At 64.6% G+C, this 21,123-nt stretch carries 16 protein-coding genes and 4 pseudogenes; 10 read left to right on the top strand and 10 right to left on the bottom strand.

What is annotated here, in order from left to right; all coding sequences use genetic code 11:
* Nucleotides 1-94: 94 nt before the first annotated feature.
* The 10 genes from ASC95_RS14405 to glpD form a co-directional block, all read right to left on the bottom strand.
* Nucleotides 95-652, bottom strand: coding sequence for a PIN domain-containing protein (locus ASC95_RS14405; RefSeq protein WP_057298422.1), 558 nt, complete (start codon nucleotides 650-652; stop codon nucleotides 95-97).
* Nucleotides 652-1,389: a hypothetical protein gene (locus ASC95_RS14400; RefSeq protein WP_057298421.1), complete on the bottom strand. Its 738-nt coding sequence runs from the start codon at nucleotides 1,387-1,389 to the stop codon at nucleotides 652-654. The genes ASC95_RS14405 and ASC95_RS14400 overlap by 1 nt, the downstream gene beginning before the upstream one ends.
* A 100-nt stretch (nucleotides 1,390-1,489) precedes the next feature.
* A complete protein-coding gene (locus ASC95_RS14395) occupies nucleotides 1,490-2,689 on the bottom strand; it encodes a PIN domain-containing protein (protein WP_157256326.1) in 1,200 nt (399 codons plus the stop codon).
* 296 nt (nucleotides 2,690-2,985) lie between these two features.
* Nucleotides 2,986-4,719 (bottom strand): ABC transporter substrate-binding protein, encoded by a 1,734-nt coding sequence (locus tag ASC95_RS14390; protein ID WP_057298419.1) that lies wholly within the window; start codon nucleotides 4,717-4,719, stop codon nucleotides 2,986-2,988.
* Between the two features lie 86 nt (nucleotides 4,720-4,805).
* Nucleotides 4,806-5,114: a DUF2160 domain-containing protein gene (locus ASC95_RS14385; protein ID WP_057298418.1), complete on the bottom strand. Its 309-nt coding sequence runs from the start codon at nucleotides 5,112-5,114 to the stop codon at nucleotides 4,806-4,808.
* 30 nt (nucleotides 5,115-5,144) lie between these two features.
* The gene (locus ASC95_RS14380; RefSeq protein ID WP_056205621.1) at nucleotides 5,145-5,957 is read right to left on the bottom strand and encodes a carbohydrate ABC transporter permease; all 813 of its coding nucleotides are present in this window, start codon (nucleotides 5,955-5,957) and stop codon (nucleotides 5,145-5,147) included.
* Nucleotides 5,950-6,831 carry a carbohydrate ABC transporter permease gene (locus ASC95_RS14375; protein ID WP_057298417.1) on the bottom strand — a complete coding sequence of 294 codons (882 nt, stop codon included), beginning with the start codon at nucleotides 6,829-6,831 and terminating at the stop codon, nucleotides 5,950-5,952. The genes ASC95_RS14380 and ASC95_RS14375 overlap by 8 nt, the downstream gene beginning before the upstream one ends.
* The gene (locus ASC95_RS14370; RefSeq protein WP_057298416.1) at nucleotides 6,828-7,856 is read right to left on the bottom strand and encodes an ABC transporter ATP-binding protein; all 1,029 of its coding nucleotides are present in this window, start codon (nucleotides 7,854-7,856) and stop codon (nucleotides 6,828-6,830) included. The genes ASC95_RS14375 and ASC95_RS14370 overlap by 4 nt, the downstream gene beginning before the upstream one ends.
* Nucleotides 7,856-8,926 (bottom strand): ABC transporter ATP-binding protein, encoded by a 1,071-nt coding sequence (locus tag ASC95_RS14365; RefSeq protein ID WP_057298415.1) that lies wholly within the window; start codon nucleotides 8,924-8,926, stop codon nucleotides 7,856-7,858. Before ASC95_RS14365 ends, ASC95_RS14370 begins: the two co-directional genes overlap by 1 nt.
* Nucleotides 8,917-10,539: a glycerol-3-phosphate dehydrogenase gene (glpD, locus tag ASC95_RS14360; RefSeq protein WP_057298414.1), complete on the bottom strand. Its 1,623-nt coding sequence runs from the start codon at nucleotides 10,537-10,539 to the stop codon at nucleotides 8,917-8,919. The genes ASC95_RS14365 and glpD overlap by 10 nt, the downstream gene beginning before the upstream one ends.
* A gap of 188 nt (nucleotides 10,540-10,727) precedes the next feature.
* On the opposite strand from glpD, the gene ASC95_RS14355 reads away from it, so the two are divergent.
* From ASC95_RS14355 to ASC95_RS31920, 10 genes and pseudogenes are all read left to right on the top strand, one after another.
* Nucleotides 10,728-11,495, top strand: coding sequence for a DeoR/GlpR family DNA-binding transcription regulator (locus tag ASC95_RS14355; protein WP_057298413.1), 768 nt, complete (start codon nucleotides 10,728-10,730; stop codon nucleotides 11,493-11,495).
* A gap of 64 nt (nucleotides 11,496-11,559) precedes the next feature.
* A pseudogene (locus ASC95_RS29995) lies at nucleotides 11,560-12,258 on the top strand (FGGY family carbohydrate kinase); the annotation flags it as partial.
* A gap of 165 nt (nucleotides 12,259-12,423) precedes the next feature.
* Entirely contained in the window at nucleotides 12,424-12,555 is a 132-nt protein-coding gene (locus ASC95_RS32265; RefSeq protein ID WP_255355266.1) for a hypothetical protein, read from the top strand.
* 508 nt (nucleotides 12,556-13,063) lie between these two features.
* A complete protein-coding gene (locus tag ASC95_RS14340; RefSeq protein ID WP_235537932.1) occupies nucleotides 13,064-13,759 on the top strand; it encodes a FadR/GntR family transcriptional regulator in 696 nt (231 codons plus the stop codon).
* Nucleotides 13,760-14,370: 611 nt separating this feature from the next.
* Complete coding sequence (locus tag ASC95_RS14335; RefSeq protein WP_235537931.1) at nucleotides 14,371-16,038, top strand: hypothetical protein; 1,668 nt, start codon at nucleotides 14,371-14,373, stop codon at nucleotides 16,036-16,038.
* A gap of 141 nt (nucleotides 16,039-16,179) precedes the next feature.
* Nucleotides 16,180-19,275, top strand: coding sequence for a TonB-dependent receptor (locus ASC95_RS14330; protein ID WP_162250781.1), 3,096 nt, complete (start codon nucleotides 16,180-16,182; stop codon nucleotides 19,273-19,275).
* A 144-nt stretch (nucleotides 19,276-19,419) separates the two neighbouring features.
* A pseudogene (locus tag ASC95_RS30705) lies at nucleotides 19,420-19,661 on the top strand (tryptophan 7-halogenase); the annotation flags it as partial.
* A gap of 19 nt (nucleotides 19,662-19,680) precedes the next feature.
* A pseudogene (locus tag ASC95_RS32540) lies at nucleotides 19,681-20,040 on the top strand (tryptophan 7-halogenase); the annotation flags it as partial.
* Between the two features lie 55 nt (nucleotides 20,041-20,095).
* Nucleotides 20,096-20,652 (top strand): annotated as a pseudogene (locus ASC95_RS32535) (tryptophan 7-halogenase); the annotation flags it as partial.
* A gap of 1 nt (nucleotide 20,653) precedes the next feature.
* Nucleotides 20,654-21,123: tryptophan 7-halogenase (locus ASC95_RS31920; protein WP_235537930.1), on the top strand; the 470-nt coding region annotated here is incomplete at both ends.

The raw sequence follows: 21,123 nt of genomic DNA, 5'->3' as shown, positions 1-21,123 counted from the left end.
AGGGCATTTCTTTGGCGGGTGGACGCTAAGCCGCCCCCGTTGAGTAGTACGCCCGCTGAGCCCGTATCTAAGTGCCTGCCGCGAGCGAGTGCTGTCAAGCGCCAGCGACGGACCCCGCAGCGCTTCCAGGCTTCTGCTTGTCGGCGGGCGGAGTGGGTAGACCGACCAGATGCAGCTGCTTCGCCCAATCGGGAAGCGGAAGTGACGCCACGGTAGACGCTCTGACGCCCCAGGCATTCGCGATTGCCAACACGTCGCTATCGTCGGCAACTATGGAGGCGCTGCGAGTCTTGGCGATGGCTACGATTTGCCGGTCGACCTTGACCTTCTGCCACGCGACGTCCCGCCCGAGCGGGTGGCGCTTGTTTCCGGTGGTGTTCGCTGCCGACTGCATGACGGCACACTCTTCTGCCGCGAGGTGGTCGAACGGCGCGACCAGCACATACCTATTGCTGAGAAACGAGGCCAAAAGGGCTTTGCCTGCTTGGCCTGCGTTGACGAGGTACTCGCTTACGACCAGCGTGGGGATGACCACCTGTCCGCGCGCTCTCTCCACTTCCTGAAGAAGGCCTTTGAGACGGTCTTGGATGTGCTGCGGCGCGCGTCGGTCGAGCAGGTAGATCAGCCCATTGGTATCCAGCAGCACGCGCATTAGTCGTCACCTCGCGACTTCTTCCACTCGCCAATTGGGTCATCCATGCTGTTCCAACCGTTGTCTGGCAAGTCTTTCAACTGGCCGAACAAGTCGATGACAGAAGTTCCGTCTAGCTCAGTGAAGTCGTCGACCAAGACGCTCGCGCAAGCCCACTGGCCTTCTCCGTCGCGCTTCCACGTGGCCAAGCCTGTGACGCGTATCTCGGTGCCGAAAAGGTAGGGGGCTAGGCGTTTCGCCAGCTCACGCCCGCGTATGTTTACATCGACGAATAGACCTTCGGGGGTCTCAAGCGTCATGGGCACAGTCTCATCACGGCCGCCGATCTTGATGACTCGGCCGACGATGGTGTCCATCTGCTGAACAGTACGCTCCTCCTGAGGCTGGACTGCATTCAGAGCTCCGGGGAAGGCGATGACCACGGCCCCATCATGGTTGCGGACTTCGCCGTGCCAGCCCTTTGACCTCAGGTAATCGTTAAGGCGAGCAACCTTAGGCATGGCCTGGGCATTGGTGCGGGCTTCAATGAGCTGCACTTGAACGTCCAGCTTGGCATCATCGTCAACCTTCGCCAGAAGACGTGCACTGCCCTGTCGTAGTGCGCCGAAGTGCACGCTGGACGGGCTGCCTAGTAGTTCGGCAAAGCGCTTGGCCAGTTCGCTGAAGTCGACCAACGACAACGTCTTCGGCCTCGTGCCGATGACGTGCAGCTCGTAGCTCCAGTCAAGTGACTTCATCCGTTCAACCTCGATGTCCCGCGGTGGACCGCAACGTGGTACGGCAGGCTAGCACGCTTCATGGCGGGGTTGCCGACAGGCCACCGGGTCCAACTTGGCTTCATTCCTCGTACCCCGGCTCCCATCCCCTGATGGTCCCGAAGTCGATGTCGGTTTCAAGCACTCGAACCTCGACGTTTCGGATACTGGCGTGCGGCAGGGTACGCGCGGACAGGGCGCCGGCCGGCTGAAGCGTGACGATGACCTCAAGGTCCACGGTGCCGTCCCCGTTCTCCTCCGGAGCATCATGCAAGCTACTGCTGCTTCTGCTGCCCCTGTAGAGCTTGGCGAATTGCGCCGTGGCGTCGACGTGAACTCGGAAGTCGCAAACGAAGGTCAGGCCGCCAACGGTCGCGGTGAATATCCGAAGAAGCAGTCTGCCGTCGGCAGTGCCCATTGGCTCGATGCGGTCGACCCAGACATACGTCACCTCGTGGTCGCAGTCGGCCCCCGACTCCTCCTGAAATGTGACCTCGAGCTCTAGGTCGGGGACGATCTTTTCAAGGTAGGAGTCAATGGCCTTCCTCAGGTCGGATACGTCGCTTCGGAGCTCCTGGGTAAGCAGAACTTCGAGCTCGTCGATCACGGCTTTGCGACGTTCATCAGCTTTGCGCAGGGCGCCCAGGGCCTCGGTGAGGCTGTTCGAGCCCACCAGGACATCGGTTGCCGCGCAGGCACGTAGGCAACCAGCGTCTTTAGTTACAACCAGGACCTTTGTGGCGTTCTTCCTGGCCCACGCCTCAAGCGTGGCCAGTGCGAAGGCGTCCGGGAACTCGCTCTTCTTTGAGCCTGACGCCTCGAACGGATGTAGGCTGTCGAAGTAGGCGCGAAGCACGTCCGGTCCCGATGACCACGCTGTCTGCAGACGTACTGGCCCCCCCGACCCGTAGTGCTCATCAAGTAGCCGGTTCCCGATGGATTGGCCTGACTCAGTTGTCAGCGCGGCAACGAGCTTCTCGGAAAGCGCCAGTTGTGATTTGTCCGCCCATTCGCGCGACTTTTCGAGGTCGCGCCGCAGCGTGGACACCTTGTCTGAGTTCTCGGCGATATGGCGTTGAAGCTCTCGCTCCCAGAACTCCGGCACCAGCCATTTCACTCCGATGTCTTCGACCTGGCCGAGCGCGGCAAGCGGTTGGCTGCGCACTCTGAAGCCGTATTCCTTGTACACGTTCGTGTCGACGGCAATCGCGCCTACGTCTTCTGGCGACGACAACGGTAGGTGTGCGGGCTGAGGCTCTCCACGTCGTTCACGGGTGCTCATCGAACTTCCGTCCAGGATGCACTGGGGGCGCCCACCATATAGCAACTGCTAGGGTAGCGCGCGTCCCTGCGTGCCGGTTAGGCTTTCGCCAGTGGCTTGCATGTGTGCCACGGTCCAAAGCTCCGAGCGCGGAACCGAAAAGTGACAGGGTTCTCGTTTTCCTCCCGCGCCTGCTTCCCATCGAGGACGGCCATCCAGTTCAAGATGGTCGGGCTGGACGCTCACAAAAGACCCGGCACTTGGCCGGGTCTGCTGTGCCGCCGCGGGGCGCGACGGATGGGTGGCGAGGGCGTGGCTCAGCGAACCTTCCCCGACTTCCACGCATTCAGCAGCGTGTCGTAGGCAATCGTTTCGCCCTTGGGTTTCTCATTGGCGAGCTTCTTCCACGGTGCGCTCTTGTCGGACAGCCACTTGCCCGGGTCTTCCTTCTTGTTGAGCTTGGGCGCGCAGCGGGCCATGCCGGCGCGCTCCAGGCGGCTCATGACCTGGTCCATCTCCTCGGCCAGGTTGTCCATCGCGGCCTGCGGGGTCTTCTCACCCGTCACGGCGACGGCCACGTTCTTCCACCAGAGCTGTGCGAGCTTGGGGTAGTCGGGCACGTTGGTGCCGGTCGGCGTCCAGGCGACGCGGGCCGGGCTGCGATAGAACTCCACCAGGCCGCCGAGCTTGGGGGCCAGGTCGCTCATCGCGCTGCTGCGGATGTCGGACTCGCGAATGGGCGTCAGGCCTACGATGGTCTTCTTCAGCGACACGGTCTTGGCGGTCACGAACTGCGCGTACAGCCAGGCGGCGGCGGTCTTGTTGGCGTCGTGCGCCTCGAAGAAGGTCCATGAGCCCACGTCCTGGTAGCCGTTCTGCATGCCCTGCTTCCAGTACGGGCCGTTCGGGCCGGGTGCCATGCGCCACTTCGGCGTGCCGTCGGCGTTGACCACCGGCAGGCCGGGCTTGGTCATGTCGGCGGTGAAGGCGGTGTACCAGAAGATCTGCTGGGCGATCTGGCCCTGGGCCGGCACGGGGCCGGCCTCGCCGAAGGTCATGCCGGTGGCTTCTTTCGGGGCGTACTTCTTCATCCAGTCGACGTACTTGGTGAGTGCGTAGACGGCCGCGGGCGAATTGGTGGCACCGCCGCGCGACACGCTGGCGCCGAGCGGCGTGCAGCCGTCGGGTGAGGCGCGGATGCCCCACTCGTCGACCGGCTTGCCGTTGGGGATGCCGATGTCGGCCGTGCCGGCCATCGACAGCCAGGCGTCGGTGAAGCGCCAGCCGAGCGAAGGGTCCTTCTTGCCGTAGTCCATGTGGCCGTAGATGGGCTTGCCGTCGATGGTCTTCACGTCGTTGGAGAAGAAGTCGGCGATGTCTTCGTAGGCGCTCCAGTTGAGCGGCACGCCCAGCTCGTAGCCGTACTTGGCCTTGAACTTCTGCTTCAGGTCGGGCCGGGCGAACAGGTCGGCGCGGAACCAGTACAGGTTGGCGAACTGCTGGTCGGGCAGCTGGTAGAGCTTCTTGTCGGGGCCGGTGGTGAAGCTGGTGCCGATGAAGTCGGCCAGGTCCAGCCCCGGGTTCGTCCACTCCTTGCCCTTGCCGGCCATGTAGTCGGTCAGGCTCATGATCTTGCCGTACCGGTAGTGGGTGCCGATCAGGTCGGAGTCGGAGATCCAGCCGTCGTAGATCGACTTGCCGGACTGCATGGAGGTCTGCAGCTTCTCGACGACGTCGCCCTCCTGGATCAGGTCGTGCTTGACCTTGATGCCGGTGATCTCTTCGAAGGCCTTCGCGAGCGTCTTGGATTCGTACTCGTGCGTGGTGATGGTTTCGGACACCACCGAGATCTCCTTCACGCCTTTGGCCTGCAGCTTCTTGGCAGCGTCGATGAACCACTTCATCTCATCCGCCTGCTGCTGCTTGCTCAGCGTGGAGGGTTGGAACTCGCTGTCGATCCACTTCTTGGCTTCGGCTTCGCCGGCCCATGCGCCCTGACCCACAGCCAGAGCAGCAGCGGCAAAGGCCACGGCATTCAAGCGCAATTTCATGTCTGTCTCCTGAGATGGCTTCCCATTGCTTGCACTGGCACGCCGGTCGGGAAGAGATGGCCGGCCGCCTTTTCGAAAAAATCCTCTCAGCCCTTGCGCATGATCAACGCGAGCACCGCCATCGAGATCACGAAGCTGATCCAGATGGACGGCTCGTCCGCGAGGCCGAACCACGTGACCATCTTCTCGCTCAAGCCCACGAAGGCCAGGTTGACCCAGGCCGCCGCCAGCAGGCCGATGAACAGGCGGTCGCCGCGGGTCGTCTCCAGCGGCAGCCAGCCGCGGCGGCTGGTGGTGGGCGACTTCAGCTCCCAGATCGTCATGCCGATCAGCATCAGCACGATGCTGCAGAAGAACACCGCCACCGGTAGCGTCCAGGCCATCCACTCGAACATGCTTGTCTCCTTTCGGCCGATCGCGGGGCGCTAGACGCGGCCCATCGCGAAACCCTTGGCGATGTAGTGCCGCACGAACCAGATGACGATCGCGCCGGGCACGATGGTCAGCACGCCGGCGGCAGCGAGCACGCCCCAATCCATGCCGGAGGCACTGACCGTGCGCGTCATCGTCGCCACGATGGGCTTGGCGTTCACGCTCGTGAGCGTGCGCGCCATCAGCAGTTCCACCCAGCTGAACATGAAGCAGAAGAACGCCGCCACGCCCACGCCGGCCTTGATGAGCGGCACGAAGATGGTCAGGAAGAAGCGCGGGAAGGAGTAGCCGTCGATGTAGGCCGTCTCGTCGATCTCGCGCGGGATGCCGCTCATGAAGCCTTCCAGGATCCAGACCGCCAGCGGCACGTTGAACAGCAGGTGCGCGAGCGCCACGGCGATGTGCGTGTCCATCATCCCCAGCGTGGTGTAGAGCTGGAAGAAGGGCAGCAGGAAGACGGCCGGGGGCGTCATCCGGTTGGTCAACAGCCAGAAGAAGACGTGCTTGTCGCCGAGGAAGCTGTAGCGGCTGAACGCATAGGCCGCCGGCAGGGCCACCAGCAGCGAGATCACCGTGTTGATGGCCACGTAGATCAGCGAGTTGATGTAGCCGGAGTACCAGCTCTCGTCGGTGAAGATGGTCTTGTAGTGTTCCCAGGTGAAGTGCTGCGGCCACAGGCTGAAGCTGGACAGGATCTCCGTGTTCGTCTTGAACGACATGTTGACCATCCAGTACACCGGAAGGATGGCAAACAGCAGGTAGGCGATCAGGAAGATCGTGCGCTTCTTGAAGCGGCGCTCATCCATGGGCCATCTCCTTCGACTGCGTGCCCACGCGCTGCATCCAGTTGTAGAGGATGAAGCACAGCAGCAGGATGATGAGGAAGTAGATCAACGAGAAGGCCGCGGCGGGGCCGAGGTCGAACTGGCCCACGGCCTTCTGCGTCAGGTATTGCGACAGGAAGGTCGTCGCGTTGCCCGGGCCACCGCCGGTCAGCACGAAGGGCTCGGTGTAGATCATGAAGCTGTCCATGAAGCGCAGCAGCACGGCAATCATCAGCACGCCGCGCAGCTTGGGAAGCTGGATGAAGCGGAAGACGGACAGCTTGCTGGCGCCGTCGATGCGCGCAGCCTGGTAGTACGCATCGGGAATGGCGCGCAGGCCGGCGAAGCAAAGCAGGGCGACCAGCGGCGTCCAGTGCCACACGTCCATCACCAGCACCGTCAGCCAGGCGTCGGTCGCATGGCCGGTGTAGCTGTAGTCCACGCCCAGCCAGGCGAGCGCCGCGCCCATCAGGCCGATGTCGGTGCGGCCATAGATCTGCCAGATGGTGCCGACCACGTTCCACGGGATCAGCAGCGAAATGGCCACGAGCACCAGCACCGCGGAAGACTTCCACCCCTGGGCCGGCATCGACAGCGCGAGGCAGATGCCCAGCGGAATCTCGACCAGCAGCACCGACAGCGAGAACCCCACCTGGCGCAGCAGTGCGCCTTGCAGGTCCTCGTCGCGCATCACGGCCTTGAACCACTCGGTGCCAACGAACACGCGGCGCTCGGGGGAGATGATGTCCTGCACGGAGTAGTTCACGACCGTCATCAGCGGCAGGATGGCGGAGAACGCCACGCACAGGATGACCGGCAGGATCAGCAGCCATGCCTTCTGATTGACCGGCTTCATGCCATCAGCTCCTCGTTCCTGTAGTAGCAGGTGTGGTCGCCCTTCACGCTGAACCACGCGGTCTCGCCGACGCCGGCCGGCGTGGCATCGGGGCTGAGGCGCGCGCGGATCACGCTGTCGCCTGCCTTGGCGGTGACGAGCCAGTAGGTGCCCACGTCCTGCCGCTGCGTGACGACGGCCTGCAAGGCGCCGGCCGCATCAGGTGCCGCCAGCGTCACGTACTCGGGCCGCACGCCCAGCGTCGTCGCGCCGACGGGGGCGCCGGGCAGGACATCAGCGGGCAGGAAGTTCATCCCCGGCGAGCCGATGAAATGCCCGACGAAGGTATGTTGCGGGCGCTCGAAGAGGTCGCCGGCCGTGCCGATCTGCACCGCGCGGCCGCGCGTCATCACCACCACTTCTTCTGCAAAGGTCAGGGCTTCGACCTGGTCGTGGGTCACGTAGATCAGCGTCAGCTTCAGTTCGTGGTGGATCTGCTTGAGCTTGCGGCGCAGCTGCCACTTGAGGTGCGGGTCGATGACGGTGAGCGGCTCGTCGAAGAGCACGGCGCTCACGTCCTCGCGCACCAGGCCGCGGCCGAGCGAGATCTTCTGCTTGGCGTCGGCCGCCAGGCCGGCGGCGCGGGTGTCGAGCTGGCCGCTCAGCTCCAGCATCTCGGCGATGACGCCGACGCGCTGCCTGATCCGGTCGCGCGGCACGCCGCGGTTCTTCAACGGGAAGGCCAGGTTCTCGGCCACCGTCATCGTGTCGTAGATGACGGGGAACTGGAACACCTGCGCGATGTTGCGCTGCTGGGGTGTCTGCCGCGTCACGTTGACGCCGTCGAACTGCACCGTGCCCTGCGACGGCGTGACGAGGCCGGAGATGATGTTGAGCAGCGTGGTCTTGCCGCAGCCCGAGGGGCCGAGCAGCGCATACGCCCCGCCATCGCGGAAGACCATCTTCAGCGGCAGCAGCGCGTAGTCTTCATCCGCCTGGGGGTTGGGGCGGTAGGCGTGGGCCAGGTCGAGTTCGATGCGGGCCATCAGGTCAGCTCCTTGCTCGGCGCCACCAGCAGCTCGCCGTTGGCGTCGAACACGTACACCTGGCCAGGGCTCAGGTACAGCGTGAGGCTGGCGCCCAGATCGAAGAAGTGCACACCGGTCAGTTGGGCAACCAGTTCCCCCACCGGGGTCTCCACGTGCACGAAGGTGTCGGAGCCCGAGATTTCCGCCAGCTCCACCGTGCCGGGGAGGGCCACGTCGCCCGGGCGGCTTTGCAGGTGCAGCGCGCTTGCGCGCACGCCGAGGGTCAGCGCGGCGCTGCGGGTGGCGGGCAGGGGAGTCGTGACCTGCACACCCGCCGGCAGGCTCACCCCCGACGGGGTGGCGTTGCCGGCGATGAGATTCATCGGCGGGTCGCTGAAGGCGCGCGCGACGCGGATCGACCGCGGCCGGTGGAACACCTCGGCCGTGGGGCCGTACTGGAGCACTTCGCCGGCGTCCATCACGGCGGTGTAGCCACCGAGCAGCAGGGCTTCGGTGGGTTCGGTGGTGGCGTAGACCACGGTGGAGTCGCCTGCGGCGAAGAGCTGCGTTAGCTCGTCGCGCAGTTCCTCGCGCAGCTTGTAGTCCAGGTTCACCAGGGGCTCGTCGAGCAGCATCAAGGGCGCGGCCTTGGCCAGGGCGCGGGCCAGCGCCACACGCTGTTGCTGCCCGCCCGACAGCTCCGCCGGCAGGCGCGAGAGGAAAGGCTCGATGTGCAACCTGGCGGCCAGCGCCTGCACGCGGCCGGCGATGTTCTTCTCGCGGCGCAGCTTGAGCGGCGAGGCGATGTTGTCGTACACGCTCATCGACGGGTAGTTGATGAACTGCTGGTAGACCATGGCGACGTTGCGCTCGCGCACCGGCATGCCGGTCACGTCCTTGCGGTCCACATGGACCTGGCCGTGCGTGGGCTTGTCCAGCCCGGCCATCAAGCGCATCAGGGTCGTCTTGCCCGCTTGCGTGGCGCCGAGCAGCACCGTGACGGCGCCCGGCGCGAGCTTCAGGTCCAGCGGGTAGAGATGGGTCTCGGGGCCCACCACCTTGCCGACCCGCTCCAGCGTCAACTCCATGTCGTCGTCCTCACGCTGTCTCCAATGCTTGTCGTTGTCGTTTCACCCGGCCAGCGCGTCGCCCACCAGCGGGCGACGTCCCGGCGTTGTGCTTCGCTCATGTGCAGCCCGAGCTTGGTGCGGCGCCACAGCACGTCGTCGGGCGTGCGTGCCCATTCATGGTCGTGCAGGTAGACGAGTTCGCCTTCGTGCAGGCCCGGTGCGATCTCTTCACCCAGGCCTTCAGGCCCCAGAACCCGGTCGATGCGAGCGCCATAGCAACGAGCCAGCCGATGGCGCAGTTTGACCGGCAGCGCCGGGTGCCGCTCCCCTAGCTTCTGTTCGAAACGCGCGAAGTCGACGTCGGGCCGCGTGGCCGGGCCGATCCAGGCGCTCAGGTCGCCACCGGGCAGCCAAGTGCCCGCGGTCCACGCGGCCGTCTTCAAGCCCAGGCCCTTGCAAAGCCCGTCCGCCGCGTCTTCGGCCAGCTTGCGGAAGGTCGTGATCTTGCCGCCCCACACGGTCAGCAAGGGTGGGCCGTCGGTGTCCAGCTCGAGCAGGTAGTCACGGGTCACGGCCGATGGATCTTCGGCGTCGTCCTCGATCAGCGGGCGCACGCCGGAGTAGCTCCACACCACGTCCGCCGGCACCACCGGTTTGACCATGTAGCGGCTCGCCTGTTCGCAGAGGTAGCGGATCTCGTCGTCGTCGATCTTCGCCTCGCCGGCCGGGCCCTTGTGCTCGACGTCGGTGGTGCCGATGAGCGTGTAGTCGCCCTCGTAGGGAATGATGAAGATGACACGCTTGTCGGCCCCCTGCAGCGCGTAGGCGTGGTCGTGGTCGAACAGCTTGGGCACGACGATGTGGCTGCCCTTGACCAGCCGCAGCGGCTTGATCTTCGAAGCCTGCGCATGCGCGTGCTCCTTCAGGAACTGCGCCGCCCAAGGCCCTGCGGCGTTGACGAGGGCGCGGGCGCGCACGAGGCGGACGGTGCCCGTGGCGTCCTGGAGGGTGGCCTGCCAATGGGTGCTGTCGCGCCGGGCGTCGATGCAGCGCCAACCGGTCAGCACCTGGGCGCCCCGTTCGGCGGCGTCCAGTGCGTTGAGCACCACGAGCCGGGCGTCGTCGGTCCAACCGTCGGAGTAAAGGAAGGCGCGGGAATAGCGCGGGTTCAACGGGGCGCCCAATGCGTGCCCGCGCAGGCTGATGGTGCGTGAGCCGGGCAGGAACTCGCGTCGTGCGAGGTGGTCGTAGAGGAACAGGCCGATGCGCATCATCCACACCGGCCGCATGCTCGGGTCGTGCGGCACCACCAGCCGCAGCGGCCACATGATGTGCGGGGCGCTGCGCAGCAGCACCTCGCGCTCGGCCAGCGCCTTGCGCACCAGCCCGAAGTCGTAGTACTCCAGGTAGCGGATGCCACCGTGGACCATCTTGGTGGATGCCGACGACGTGTGGGCGGCCAGGTCGTCCTTCTCGCAAAGCACCACCGACAGGCCGCGCCCGGCCAGGTCGCGCGCGATGCCGGCGCCGTTGATGCCGCCGCCCACGATGAGCACGTCGCATGCTTGCCGTGCAGCCGTGTGGGCGGGAGATGCGGCCGGTTGTGTCGCGCCCGCCGGGGAGTCGTTCAAGCTGTCTCCGATCTTTGTGGGTGGCGGCCGCTCAACGCGCGCCTGGCGGGTTCGTTTTTGTTCGTCTGCGTTCGAAGTTTTTCTTTTTATGCCACAAACGAACTCCGCGCAAGAGCAACTCCACCCCTATGGAACATCTCGACGCGCCTTTACGCTTGGCCCCCAAACTTGACCCCGGCCTTGCGCGCATGATCCCCAACCCTCGACAAGCCCTGCTCATCCAGGAGGTGCGCAACCGCGGTGCGGTTTCCGTGGAGGCCTTGGCCGAACAGTTCGGCGTGACGCTGCAGACGGTGCGGCGCGACGTGAAGCAGCTCGCCGCTTCAGGCCTGCTCGCGCGCTTTCACGGCGGCGTGCGCATGCCCACCTCGACGACCGAGAACATCGCGTACCGGCAGCGCCAGCAGCTCAACGAGCACAGCAAGCAGCGCATCGCGCGGGCCATCGCGGCGGTCGTGCCGCAGGACTGCTCGCTGATCATCAACATCGGCACGACGGCCGAGGCGGTTGCGCGCGAGCTGATGAACCACAAGGGCCTGCGGGTCATCACCAACAACCTCAATGTCGCCGCCATCCTGAGCGACAACCCCGCCTGCGAGGTCATCGTGGCGGGTGGCGTGGTGCGGTCCCGCGACCGCGGCATCGTCGGCGAAGCCACGGTGGACTTCATCAGCCAGTTCAAGGTCGACATCGGGCTGATCGGCATTTCCGGCATCGAGGACGACGGCACCTTGCGCGACTTCGACTACCGCGAGGTCAAGGTGGCGCGGGCGATCATCGAGCACTCGCGGCAGGTGTGGCTGGCGGCCGATCATTCCAAGTTCAACCGGCCGGCCATGGTCAAGCTGGCCAGGCTCGACGAGGTCGACATGCTGTTCACCGACCAGGTGCCGCCAGCGCCGTTTCCCGCGCTGCTGGCCGAAGCGGGCGTTCAGTGCGAAGTCGCGTCACCCTGACGGGCTGCCGGCACTGATCGCCGCTGGCGGCATGCGGCTCGACATGGCCCATTGAAGGAATTCCATGACGTATCTGCTTGCGCTCGACCAGGGCACCTCCAGCTTGCGCAGCATCGTGTTCGATGCCGACGGCCGCGTCGTGGCGATGGCGCAGCGCGAGATCCGCCAGATGTTCCCGCAGCCGGCTAGGTCGAGCACGATCCCGACGACATCTGGGAGAGCCAGCTTGCCACCGCGCGCGAGGCCTTGGCCAAGGCCGGCATCCCGCCAAGGACATTGCAGCGCTCGGCATCACCAACCAGCGCGAGACCACCGTGGTGTGACATCGCAGGACCGGCGAGCCCATCCACAACGCGATCGTCTGGCAGGACCGGCGCGCCGAGCCCACCTGCCTGGCACTGCGCGAGCGCGGCCACGCGGCTGCGGTGCAGGAACGCACGGGCCTGGTCATCGATGCCTACTTTTCCGGCAGCAAGCTGAAATGGATCCTCGACCACGTCGATGGCGCCCGCGCTGCGGCCGCACGCGGCGAGCTGGCCTTGGGCACCGTGGACAGCCGGCTGGTGTGGAAGCTCACCGGCGGCCGCGTGCATGCGGCGGAGTGAGCGATGCCTCCCGCACGATGCTTTTCAACGTGCGCCGCAACGCCTGGGACGAGCAGCTGCTTGAGCTGTTGGAGGTGCCGCGCGGCATGCTGCCCAGCGTGCGTCCTTCCGCCCACATCCATGGTGAGACCGAGCCCGCGCTGTTCGGTGCGCCGATCAGGCGACACGCACGATGGGCAGTTGCTGGGCAATAGCGATCCGAAGATGGCCGCTGGGGCGACATGGCGGCTGGCCGAGACCAGCAACGGCGCCGACATGGACCTGGCCAAGATGCAGATGCTGTTCTTCACGATTGCCATCATCGCGGCCTACGCCTTTGCGCTGTGGCGCACACCTTCAAGTACTCCCAATCCGACGGCATCACCGACTTCCCCACGCTGGACGACAGCACCATCGCGCTGCTGGGCATCAGCCATGCCGGCTACCTGACGAATAAGGCAGTGCCGCGCCCCTGAGGCCGCCCAGCCCGCCGACCTTTGGGAGACCAGCCCAGAGTGCCGTTTCCGACACTTGCGAGAAGTGGTCGGTTGACGGTTGCGTAAGCGGCGGAGCACTGCCACCGGCTGCGCAAAAGATCTCGGGACTCTTGCCACATCGTCGAGGTCATCCGAGCCTGACACTGCTCGGCGCTCTCAATGCGTCGCTGCGATCCTCTTGTGCCGACAAGTGGCCCCAGCGGCGCCGATGGGTTTCCCCTAATTAGTTCGACGATCGATCGAACTATGATGGCTGCGCGGCGTGGTCGCATTTATTTTTGCCGACTGATTCGGCGCCGAATCAAACCCAGCTGATGGCTTCGAGCGAACCAGCGGCGTAACGCCGACGGCTGCCATCAAACATGCCAAGAACTCGAGGGAGTGGTGTCGCTGCATGTCCTGCAGTTTGAGCAGCGACCAGTTATTTCAGAAATAGGAGTTCACGGAGGCCATGTCATTTCATCATCGGGGCGTCGAGACACGTCGCTTGTACGAGCAGATCGCCGATCGGATCAGGGCGCTGATAGACGCTGAGGGCTTGGTGGAAGGCGCCCGGCTTCCCGGTGAACGCGACCTGGCCTCGCTGCTCGGCGTGTCGCGGCCCTCACTCCGTGAGGCGCTGATCGCGCTGGAGATAGACGGGCGTATCGAGATTCGCGGCGGATCGGGCGTCTATGTCTGCCCGTCTGGCCGTCGCAGCGACACTGCTGCGCTGAGCTTGGGGGACAGCCCGGAGGAACTGCTGCAAGCGCGAGTTGTACTGGAGAGCGCGGTGGCCACACTCGCCGCCGCTCGCGTCAGTACGTTAGGGCTGCATCGTGTCGAGGAGGCTCTGGAGGAGATGCGGGATGGGCTCGCCAGAGGCTACAAGCCAGTCGAGGCAGACCGACGGTTCCACCTCAGCATCGCCGAACAGGGCGGGAATTCAGTGCTGGTCGGAATGGTCGGGGCTCTGTTCGACAGTCGGCACAGCCCAATTTCAGCCCGGATGAGTGTTCGCGCGGGAACGGAACACGGCTGGCAGTCTGCGCTGGACGAGCATGAGGCGATCCTTCGGGCGCTCAAATCGCGCAATCCGCAAGCTGCCGCGGCGCAGATGTGTCATCACCTGCAGTCTTCCCATAGGCGCTGGGTTGGCGAGCCGACCCAGCACGCCATCGAGGCGGCGCTCACATGGGCGTGATCTCTGCATTGGCATCAAGGAAGAGTCGGTCGGGCTCGTGGGATGTCACGCCCCGAACGAGATGTGGGGCCTGCGGGCGCCGATGGGTTTCCCCTAATTAGTTCGATGGTCGATCGAAATATGATGCTTCCGCGGCGCTTGTCGCAATTATTTTCATCAACTGATTCGGCGCCGAATCTGAGCCGATCCGGCGTCTTTGGCGCCAAACCGACGCTATGCAGCCGGCGTGTCTTCGCCACCAACCACAGCAAACGAACCCCACTTGACAGTCGGATTCAGCCCGCCTCTGAACTCGCGCTGAGCCCCCGGCTCACCCACCTGCGTGTCCTTGGAAGGGTCGTGCGAACGCCGGGTGGTCGTTCCGAGGCGAAGCCGGCCAGGCGAAGGGTCGTACCTAATTTCACATCCCCACCGCCTTTCGGCTGGCGTGAATGTGACCCAGCCACGGTGAACACACGTGCCGATGGCGGGCTCTTTTACTCGGAAATAGTTCGTTCAACGCCCGAACCAAATGGCGGCTTCGGCGAGACGGGCCCGGGATCAAAGGAGCGGTCTCGCTGCAGGTTCTGCAGTTGAGCCGCTACCAGTTATTTCAGAAAAGGAGACAGAACGTGACGAAAAAGTCGATTCCACACGGCAAGAAGTTGACCGTTGCAGCGGCATGCGCTTTCTTGGCCGCATGCGGGGGCGGAGGGGGCGGGGAGGGCGGCGGAGGGGCTGAGGGGCGCTTCCAGGCCATCAGCTTCAAATATCCGGGTGGCAACACTTTGTTGAATGGCCCGACCGCGTTGTCCGCAACAGCCACTTCCGGTTTGCCGGTCAGCTTCCGTACCGGCACGCCCACCACCTGCACCGTGGCGGACAAACAGGTGACCCTGGTGGCTGCAGGAGACTGCCTGGTCATCGCGAGCCAACCCGGCGGCGTTGGCTCGGACGGCACCGTATGGGCTGCTGCAGACGATACGAGCCAAGTGTTCGTCGTGTTGAAGCATGCACAACGCCCGCTGGTGCCGGTGGGCATCGTTCTGCGTGGGGCAGTTCCCGCCAACATCACGCTGCCAGACAAAACTGACGCTGGCATGCCGGCGACCTACACGGCGACGAAGACGCCCGACGTTTGCACGGTCAGCGGCACGACGCTGAAAGTCCTGCAGCAGGGGTTCTGCACGCTTGGGGTGACGGCGGCAGAAAATGACTCATACGCAGCCATGCCCGAGGGGCAGGCCTTCATTGAAATCGGCGCCTTGCCGCCCGCGGTGGTCCCGTTGGGCGGCGCGACTCAAACAGTCGTGCTGGGCTCGGTCGATGCCAATGGCAACGCCCTGACGTACGCAAGCACGACGCCCACGGTTTGCACGGTGGCAGGCAACGAGCTGCGTCTGACCGCCAAGGGAAGCTGCGCGGTGACCCTGTCCAGCGCAGCGGGCACTTCCGAGAAGCTCGAGGTGCTCGCCGACCCGCTGTTGGTGTCGAGTGGATTTGCGCTTGAGACGCGCAGCAGCGTCGGCTGGACGGATTCGTACAGAACCTGGCAAGGCGGTCGTGTGACCGTCAACCCCTGGAGCAGTACCTTGGCCGCAGGCTGGGAGCGGTGTAACGCCAAGGCCGACAACGGCGACAGCATCGACAACTGGTGCTACAGCAAGATCGCCGACGACGGCTTGTCTCTGCTATCCGCGCTGCGCCTCCCCGAGAGCAAGTGGACCCCGGGCAACTGGCAGTACGGCTTCAATCGCATCGACATCTTTTCGCCTTGGACCATCGGGTTCAAGACCGACGACGACACCCTCAGTGGGCTGAAGGTGACCAACGAGAAGACGCTGAACTTCACCCTGGGCGTCAACGCCGATCTCTACGCGGCCGCCAAGCCCATCGTCGTGCACCTGGATCTGGGTAAGAGCAATAAAAACAATTGCAACGTCGCGCTGAGCACCTTGGTGTGGGTTCCGAAAGCGGGGATGGTCAGCTACGCAGTGCCTCTGGACAACTTTGCGGTCACCGAGTCGTGCGGCCTGCCGGACATCACCAAGGCTTCGCTGGACGACGATGTGCGCAAGCTGCCGAATCCGTATGACAGCACGGGCGCCCCCGTCAACGAAGCCGCGTTCAAGGCAGCCCTGGACAAGCTTGGTGCCTCGCGTGCCTCAGCTGCAACGCTGCTGAAGTCCTCCACCGTCGTGCGCACGCGCTTCTGGCTGATGGACATCAACGAGAACAACAAGACCGACGGCATCACTGCCTCCGACTTGACCCTCAAGGGCCTCATCTACTTCCAATAACCCAGTTAGCGCGCGGACTCGCGTGCCAGTGACCAGCCTCGCGCGTTGATCGGGGCAAGTGACACGGCACCGATGCCGAGAAGGCGGAGCCGCCCACATGGGCAGCTGCCGCTGGACTCATCGAAGGAATACGGAGACACCATGAAAAAACAGTTCCGAACCACCGCCATCCATCGCGGCATGGTCCACATGATGCTGCTGACAGTCGGCAGCGCCGCGCTGGCGCAGTCGACGGCTGACAAGCCGGCAAACCTGGACACCGTCGTCGTCACTGGGCAGCGCCAGGCGCTGCAGAATGCCCAGAAGATCAAGCAGAACGCCGAAGAAATCGTCGACTCGGTCGTCGCCGAAGAGGCCGGCAAGCTGCCGGACAAATCCATCACCGAAGTGCTGCAGCGCGTCGTCGGCGTCGTCATCGACCGCAACAAGTCGCGGGGCGATCCGGAGCACTTCTCTGTCGAAGGCTCCGGCATCAGCGTGCGGGGCCTGAGCTGGGGTTCTTCGCTGCTGAATGGCCGTGAGTCGTTCTCGGCCGGGTGGCCGGGCCGTGAGCTGAGCTGGGGCGACATTCCGCCCGAGCTGATGGCGGGCGTTGACGTCTACAAGAACCCCTCCAGCGAGATCATCGAAGGCGGCGTCAGCGGCACGGTGAACCTGCGCACGGCCTTGCCTTTTGACTACAAGGTGACCAAGGCCTACATGTCGGCGGGCAACAACTACGTGCAGCGCTCAGGCAAGAGTTCGCCCAGCCTGTCGGGGCTGTACACCACGCAGTGGAATACGGACATCGGCCGTGTGGGCGTGCTGCTGGATGTGTCCTACAACCACACCAGCTTCCAGAATGAGAGCCTCCAACTGGACGCCTACTACCCCCGCACCGACCTGATCGAGGGCAAGGTGGCGTGGGCGCCGAAATCGGCTTCCTTCCGCAACAACACCGGCGACAACGAACGCGCCGGCTTCTACGGCGCGCTGCAGTGGAAGCTGGGCAGCATGGACTCGTCGCTGACCTATTTCGTGTCGGGCACCCGTGAGACGGGCAGCGAGCAGGGCTTCTACACCGGTATCGAGAACGCGTACAAGTCGAAGATCGACCCCGCGACCGCGAAGTACGACGCCAACAATGTGCTGCTCTCGGGCAAGTACACCTATCCGACCGGGCCCGGGGCGAACGACTTCGAGGCTGGCGGCCTGGGCTTGCAGATCACGCGCGGCTGGAACCAGACCACCTCGAAGACCGGTGAACTGGCGTGGAACTTCAAGTGGGCCGTCAGCGACAACTGGCTGCTGCAGAACGACGTCCAGTGGGTTCACGCGAAGAACGATTCGGTCGGCCGCAACCTGCAGTTGGGCACTTTCGCGCCAAGCATGGGCATCGACGTGTCAGGAAAGGGTCCGCTCCGCCTCGAGTTCGACCAGGCCGCCACGGATTTCCTGGCCGATCCGAAACACTATTACTGGAACCTGATCATGCCGAGCGCCAGCAAGGCCGACGGCGACTTGTACGCATGGAAGGCAGACGCGCGCTACCGTTTCGAGGACAACCCCATCCTGCGTGACATCCGTGTCGGCGTGAGAGCCACCTACCGCGTGGCACGCCGCTACGAACCCACGGGCAATGGATGGAGTTCCATTGCCGAGCCCTGGGACGTCAAGCAGAACGTCGTACCCGGTCAATATCCCCCGGACAACGGCCAGGGGGGCCGGCGCCCAAGCTTCGCGTACCTGAAAGATGCGAAGTACCAAACCGTGCCGGTCGAAGTGTTCAACTTCGGCAGCTTCTACGGGGGCAAGGCGGGCTCGCTGCCGAACATCGTCATGCCGACGGTCAGTGCCGTGCGCGACTATCCGAACACCTACGGCAAGCTGCTCAACGACTACCGCTACCAGCAATGCCTGGACGCCAAGGCGCAATACCCGGGCGTGGAATGCGACTTGAAGAAGGACTATCAGAACTTCAAGGAGCTGGTTTACGACAACAACCCGGAAAAGACCAGCACGCACAGCGAACAGACCGACGCGGTCTACGCCACGCTGCGCTTCGGCTTCGACGACTTGAAGTTCCCGATCGAAGGCAACGCCGGTGTGCGCGTCGTGATGACCCACGACGTCTCGCACGGCTACACGGTTTTCGATCACAAGTACGACTCGAATACGCCGCCGCATCTGCCGCACTTCGACAATATCAACCAGCCTATCGACGTACAAAACGAGTTCGTCAAGGTGCTGCCGTCGCTCAACCTGAAGATGAACTTCACCGACAGGTTGCAGGCTCGCCTGGCGATGGCCCAGAGCATGAACCGACCCGGCTTCAACCAGCTGGGCGAGTACATCAAGCTGTTCCAGAACTACGACGAGCAGAAAGGGACGCTCACCTACACCGGTGAGAACACCGGCAACGTCAAGCTCAAGCCGATCACGGCCAACAGCTATGACCTGGCGCTGGAGTGGTATCCGCGTGACGGCCAGTCCATCACGGGCACGGTGTTCTACAAGGACGTCAAGAACGTCATCATGAACAGCGTGTACAGCCGTGCCTACAACACCAACTCCGGCACTCCGCAGCTCTTCTCGATCACCGGGCCGGACAACGTGGGCAAGGCCAAGGTTGGCGGCATGGAGGTTGCCGCCATGACCTACCTGGACAAGCTCGGATTCCTGGAAGGCGTGTTGCCAGACTGGGCCAAGGGCATCGGCGTGTCGGCCAACTACACCTACATCGACGCCAAGCAAAGCCTTTACAAACAGATCTACAACCCCTACTGCGATGCAGGCAGGGCGACGTCGAATGGCACCCTGCATTTGTTCGGCTGCGACACCAACGGCTTGCCGTTCAGGGATCTGCCACTGCCCTACATGGCCAAGAACGCCTACAACTTCGTCCTGATGTACGACCGCGGCCCGCTGTCCGCGCGCCTAGCCTACAACTGGCACAGCCGCATCCTGCAGGCGGCGGATGCCAACGGCACGCGCGGCGACGACGCGACGAGCGCGGACCCGTCGCGCCCAGGCGCCCGGGATGTGGGCTGGGGCCTGCCGGTCTGGCAGGAGGCATTCGGTCAGTGGGACGCCGGCATGAACTACAGGTTCAGCGACGCGCTGAGCATGTCGCTCAACGTGACGAACCTGAACAATGTCATCGTTCGCCAGACGCAGCAGCAGCACATCGGCGTGATGGGGCGTGCGTGGTTCTACCCTGGCCGCAGCTACTCGATGAGCGCACGCTACGAGTTCTGACATGGTGCAACCTGCATGCCGCCCGGACGGGCTGTCCGGGCGGCATGCCCACTTGTGTGGGTCGCCGCCGTGCGCAGCCAAAGATAGAAATGATGGACGTCGGCGCTGGTCGTTCAAGGCGCCCAGGAACTTGGCAAGGTCTCTATGACGCAGAAAGTTGATCGCATCGTCGTCGTGGGCGGTGGCAGCGCCGGCTGGATGGTGGCCGCGGCGCTGGTCACCGGGCTGAAGGGCCGCGCCAGCGTCGAGGTGGTCGAGTCCGAGGAGATCGGCATCGTCGGTGTCGGTGAAGCCACCTTCCCGTCCATTCGCAACTACAACCAGCTGATCGGCATCGACGAGCGCGATTTCCTGCGCGCCACGAACGGCACCTACAAGCTGGGCATNGAAGCCACCTTCCCGTCCATTCGCAACTACAACCAGCTGATCGGCATCGACGAGCGCGATTTCCTGCGCGCCACGAACGGCACCTACAAGCTGGGCATCCGCTTTTGCGACTGGCTGGAGGTGGGCAAGGACTACTTCCACACCTTCGGCCACTTCGGCAACCTGTTCGGTTCGCAGACCTTGTGGGGCCAGCACCGCCGCATGGGGCTGACCGAGCCGCTGGGCGTGCAGTGCGTGCCGACGGTGATGGCGATGAAGGGCCGCTTCGTGCTGCCCGACGACCAGGCGCAGTTCAAGTACGCCTAYCACTTCGACGCCGTGCAATACGCCGCCTTCCTGCGCAAGCTGGCCGTGCAGCGCCCGCGAGTAGCGACAGAANGGCCACTTCGGCAACCTGTTCGGTTCGCAGACCTTGTGGGGCCAGCACCGCCGCATGGGGCTGACCGAGCCGCTGGGCGTGCAGTGCGTGCCGACGGTGATGGCGATGAAGGGCCGCTTCGTGCTGCCCGACGACCAGGCGCAGTTCAAGTACGCCTACCACTTCGACGCTGTCCAGTACGCCGCCTTCCTGCGCAAACTGGCCGTGCAGCGCGGCGCCCGCCACACGCTGGGACGCATCACCGACGTSTCACGCCGYGCCGATGGCGGCGTGGCCGCCGTGCAGCTGGAGGACGGCCGGCGCATCGAGGGCGACCTGTTCGTCGACTGCTCCGGCTTTCGTTCGCTGCTGTTGGGCCAGGCGCTGGCCGAGCCCTTCGTCGACTTCAGTCACTGGCTGCCCGTCGACGGCGCCTGGGCCTGTCCCACCGAGCGGGTCGGCGAAGAGCTGGCCCCGTACACCCAGGCCACGGCGCTGGAAGGGGGCTGGGCGTGGCGCATCCCGCTGCAAAACCGCACCGGTCATGGCCATGTGTTCTCAAGCCGCTTCATCGACGCCGACCGCGCGCGCGAGCAACTGCTCGCCCGGCTCGATGCCAAGCCGCTCGGCGANGAGCGGGTCGGCGAAGAGCTGGCCCCGTACACCCAGGCCACGGCGCTGGAAGGGGGCTGGGCGTGGCGCATCCCGCTGCAAAACCGCACCGGTCATGGCCATGTGTTCTCAAGCCGCTTCATCGACGCCGACCGCGCGCGCGAGCAACTGCTGGCGCGGCTCGATGCCAAGCCGCTCGGCGARCCGCGGCTGCTGCGCTTCACGACCGGCCACCGCGAGCGCTTYTGGGTSCACAACGTCGTCGCCATCGGCCTGTCCTCCGGCTTCCTGGAGCCGCTGGAGTCCACCAGCATCTACCTGATCCAGGACGGCATCAGCCGCCTCATGACCCTGCTGACGGCCGGTCGGCCGCTGGACGAGAACGACCGGGCCCTGTTCAACGACGGCGCGGCGCGCCGCTTCGCACGCATCCGCGACTTCATCATCCTGCACTACTGCCTGACCCGCCGCCGCGACAGCGAGCTATGGCG

Origin of the sequence: Pelomonas sp. Root1217 (assembly GCF_001425705.1) — a bacterium.
GTDB lineage: Bacteria > Pseudomonadota > Gammaproteobacteria > Burkholderiales > Burkholderiaceae_C > Pelomonas.
The sequence above is the reverse complement of the archived record's forward strand: the minus strand, read 5'-3'. Positions and strand labels throughout refer to the sequence as shown.

Bases quoted from the DNA above. Each gene is read 5' to 3' on its own strand.
- ASC95_RS14405 (WP_057298422.1), bottom strand. From the start codon at position 652: ATGCGCGTGCTGCTGGATACCAATGGGCTGATCTACCTGCTCGACCGA.
- ASC95_RS14400 (WP_057298421.1), bottom strand. From the start codon at position 1,389: ATGAAGTCACTTGACTGGAGCTACGAGCTGCACGTCATCGGCACGAGG.
- ASC95_RS14395 (WP_157256326.1), bottom strand. From the start codon at position 2,689: ATGAGCACCCGTGAACGACGTGGAGAGCCTCAGCCCGCACACCTACCG.
- ASC95_RS14390 (WP_057298419.1), bottom strand. From the start codon at position 4,719: ATGAAATTGCGCTTGAATGCCGTGGCCTTTGCCGCTGCTGCTCTGGCT.
- ASC95_RS14385 (WP_057298418.1), bottom strand. From the start codon at position 5,114: ATGTTCGAGTGGATGGCCTGGACGCTACCGGTGGCGGTGTTCTTCTGC.
- ASC95_RS14380 (WP_056205621.1), bottom strand. From the start codon at position 5,957: ATGGATGAGCGCCGCTTCAAGAAGCGCACGATCTTCCTGATCGCCTAC.
- ASC95_RS14375 (WP_057298417.1), bottom strand. From the start codon at position 6,831: ATGAAGCCGGTCAATCAGAAGGCATGGCTGCTGATCCTGCCGGTCATC.
- ASC95_RS14370 (WP_057298416.1), bottom strand. From the start codon at position 7,856: ATGGCCCGCATCGAACTCGACCTGGCCCACGCCTACCGCCCCAACCCC.
- ASC95_RS14365 (WP_057298415.1), bottom strand. From the start codon at position 8,926: ATGGAGTTGACGCTGGAGCGGGTCGGCAAGGTGGTGGGCCCCGAGACC.
- ASC95_RS14355 (WP_057298413.1), top strand. From the start codon at position 10,728: ATGATCCCCAACCCTCGACAAGCCCTGCTCATCCAGGAGGTGCGCAAC.
- ASC95_RS14330 (WP_162250781.1), top strand. From the start codon at position 16,180: ATGAAAAAACAGTTCCGAACCACCGCCATCCATCGCGGCATGGTCCAC.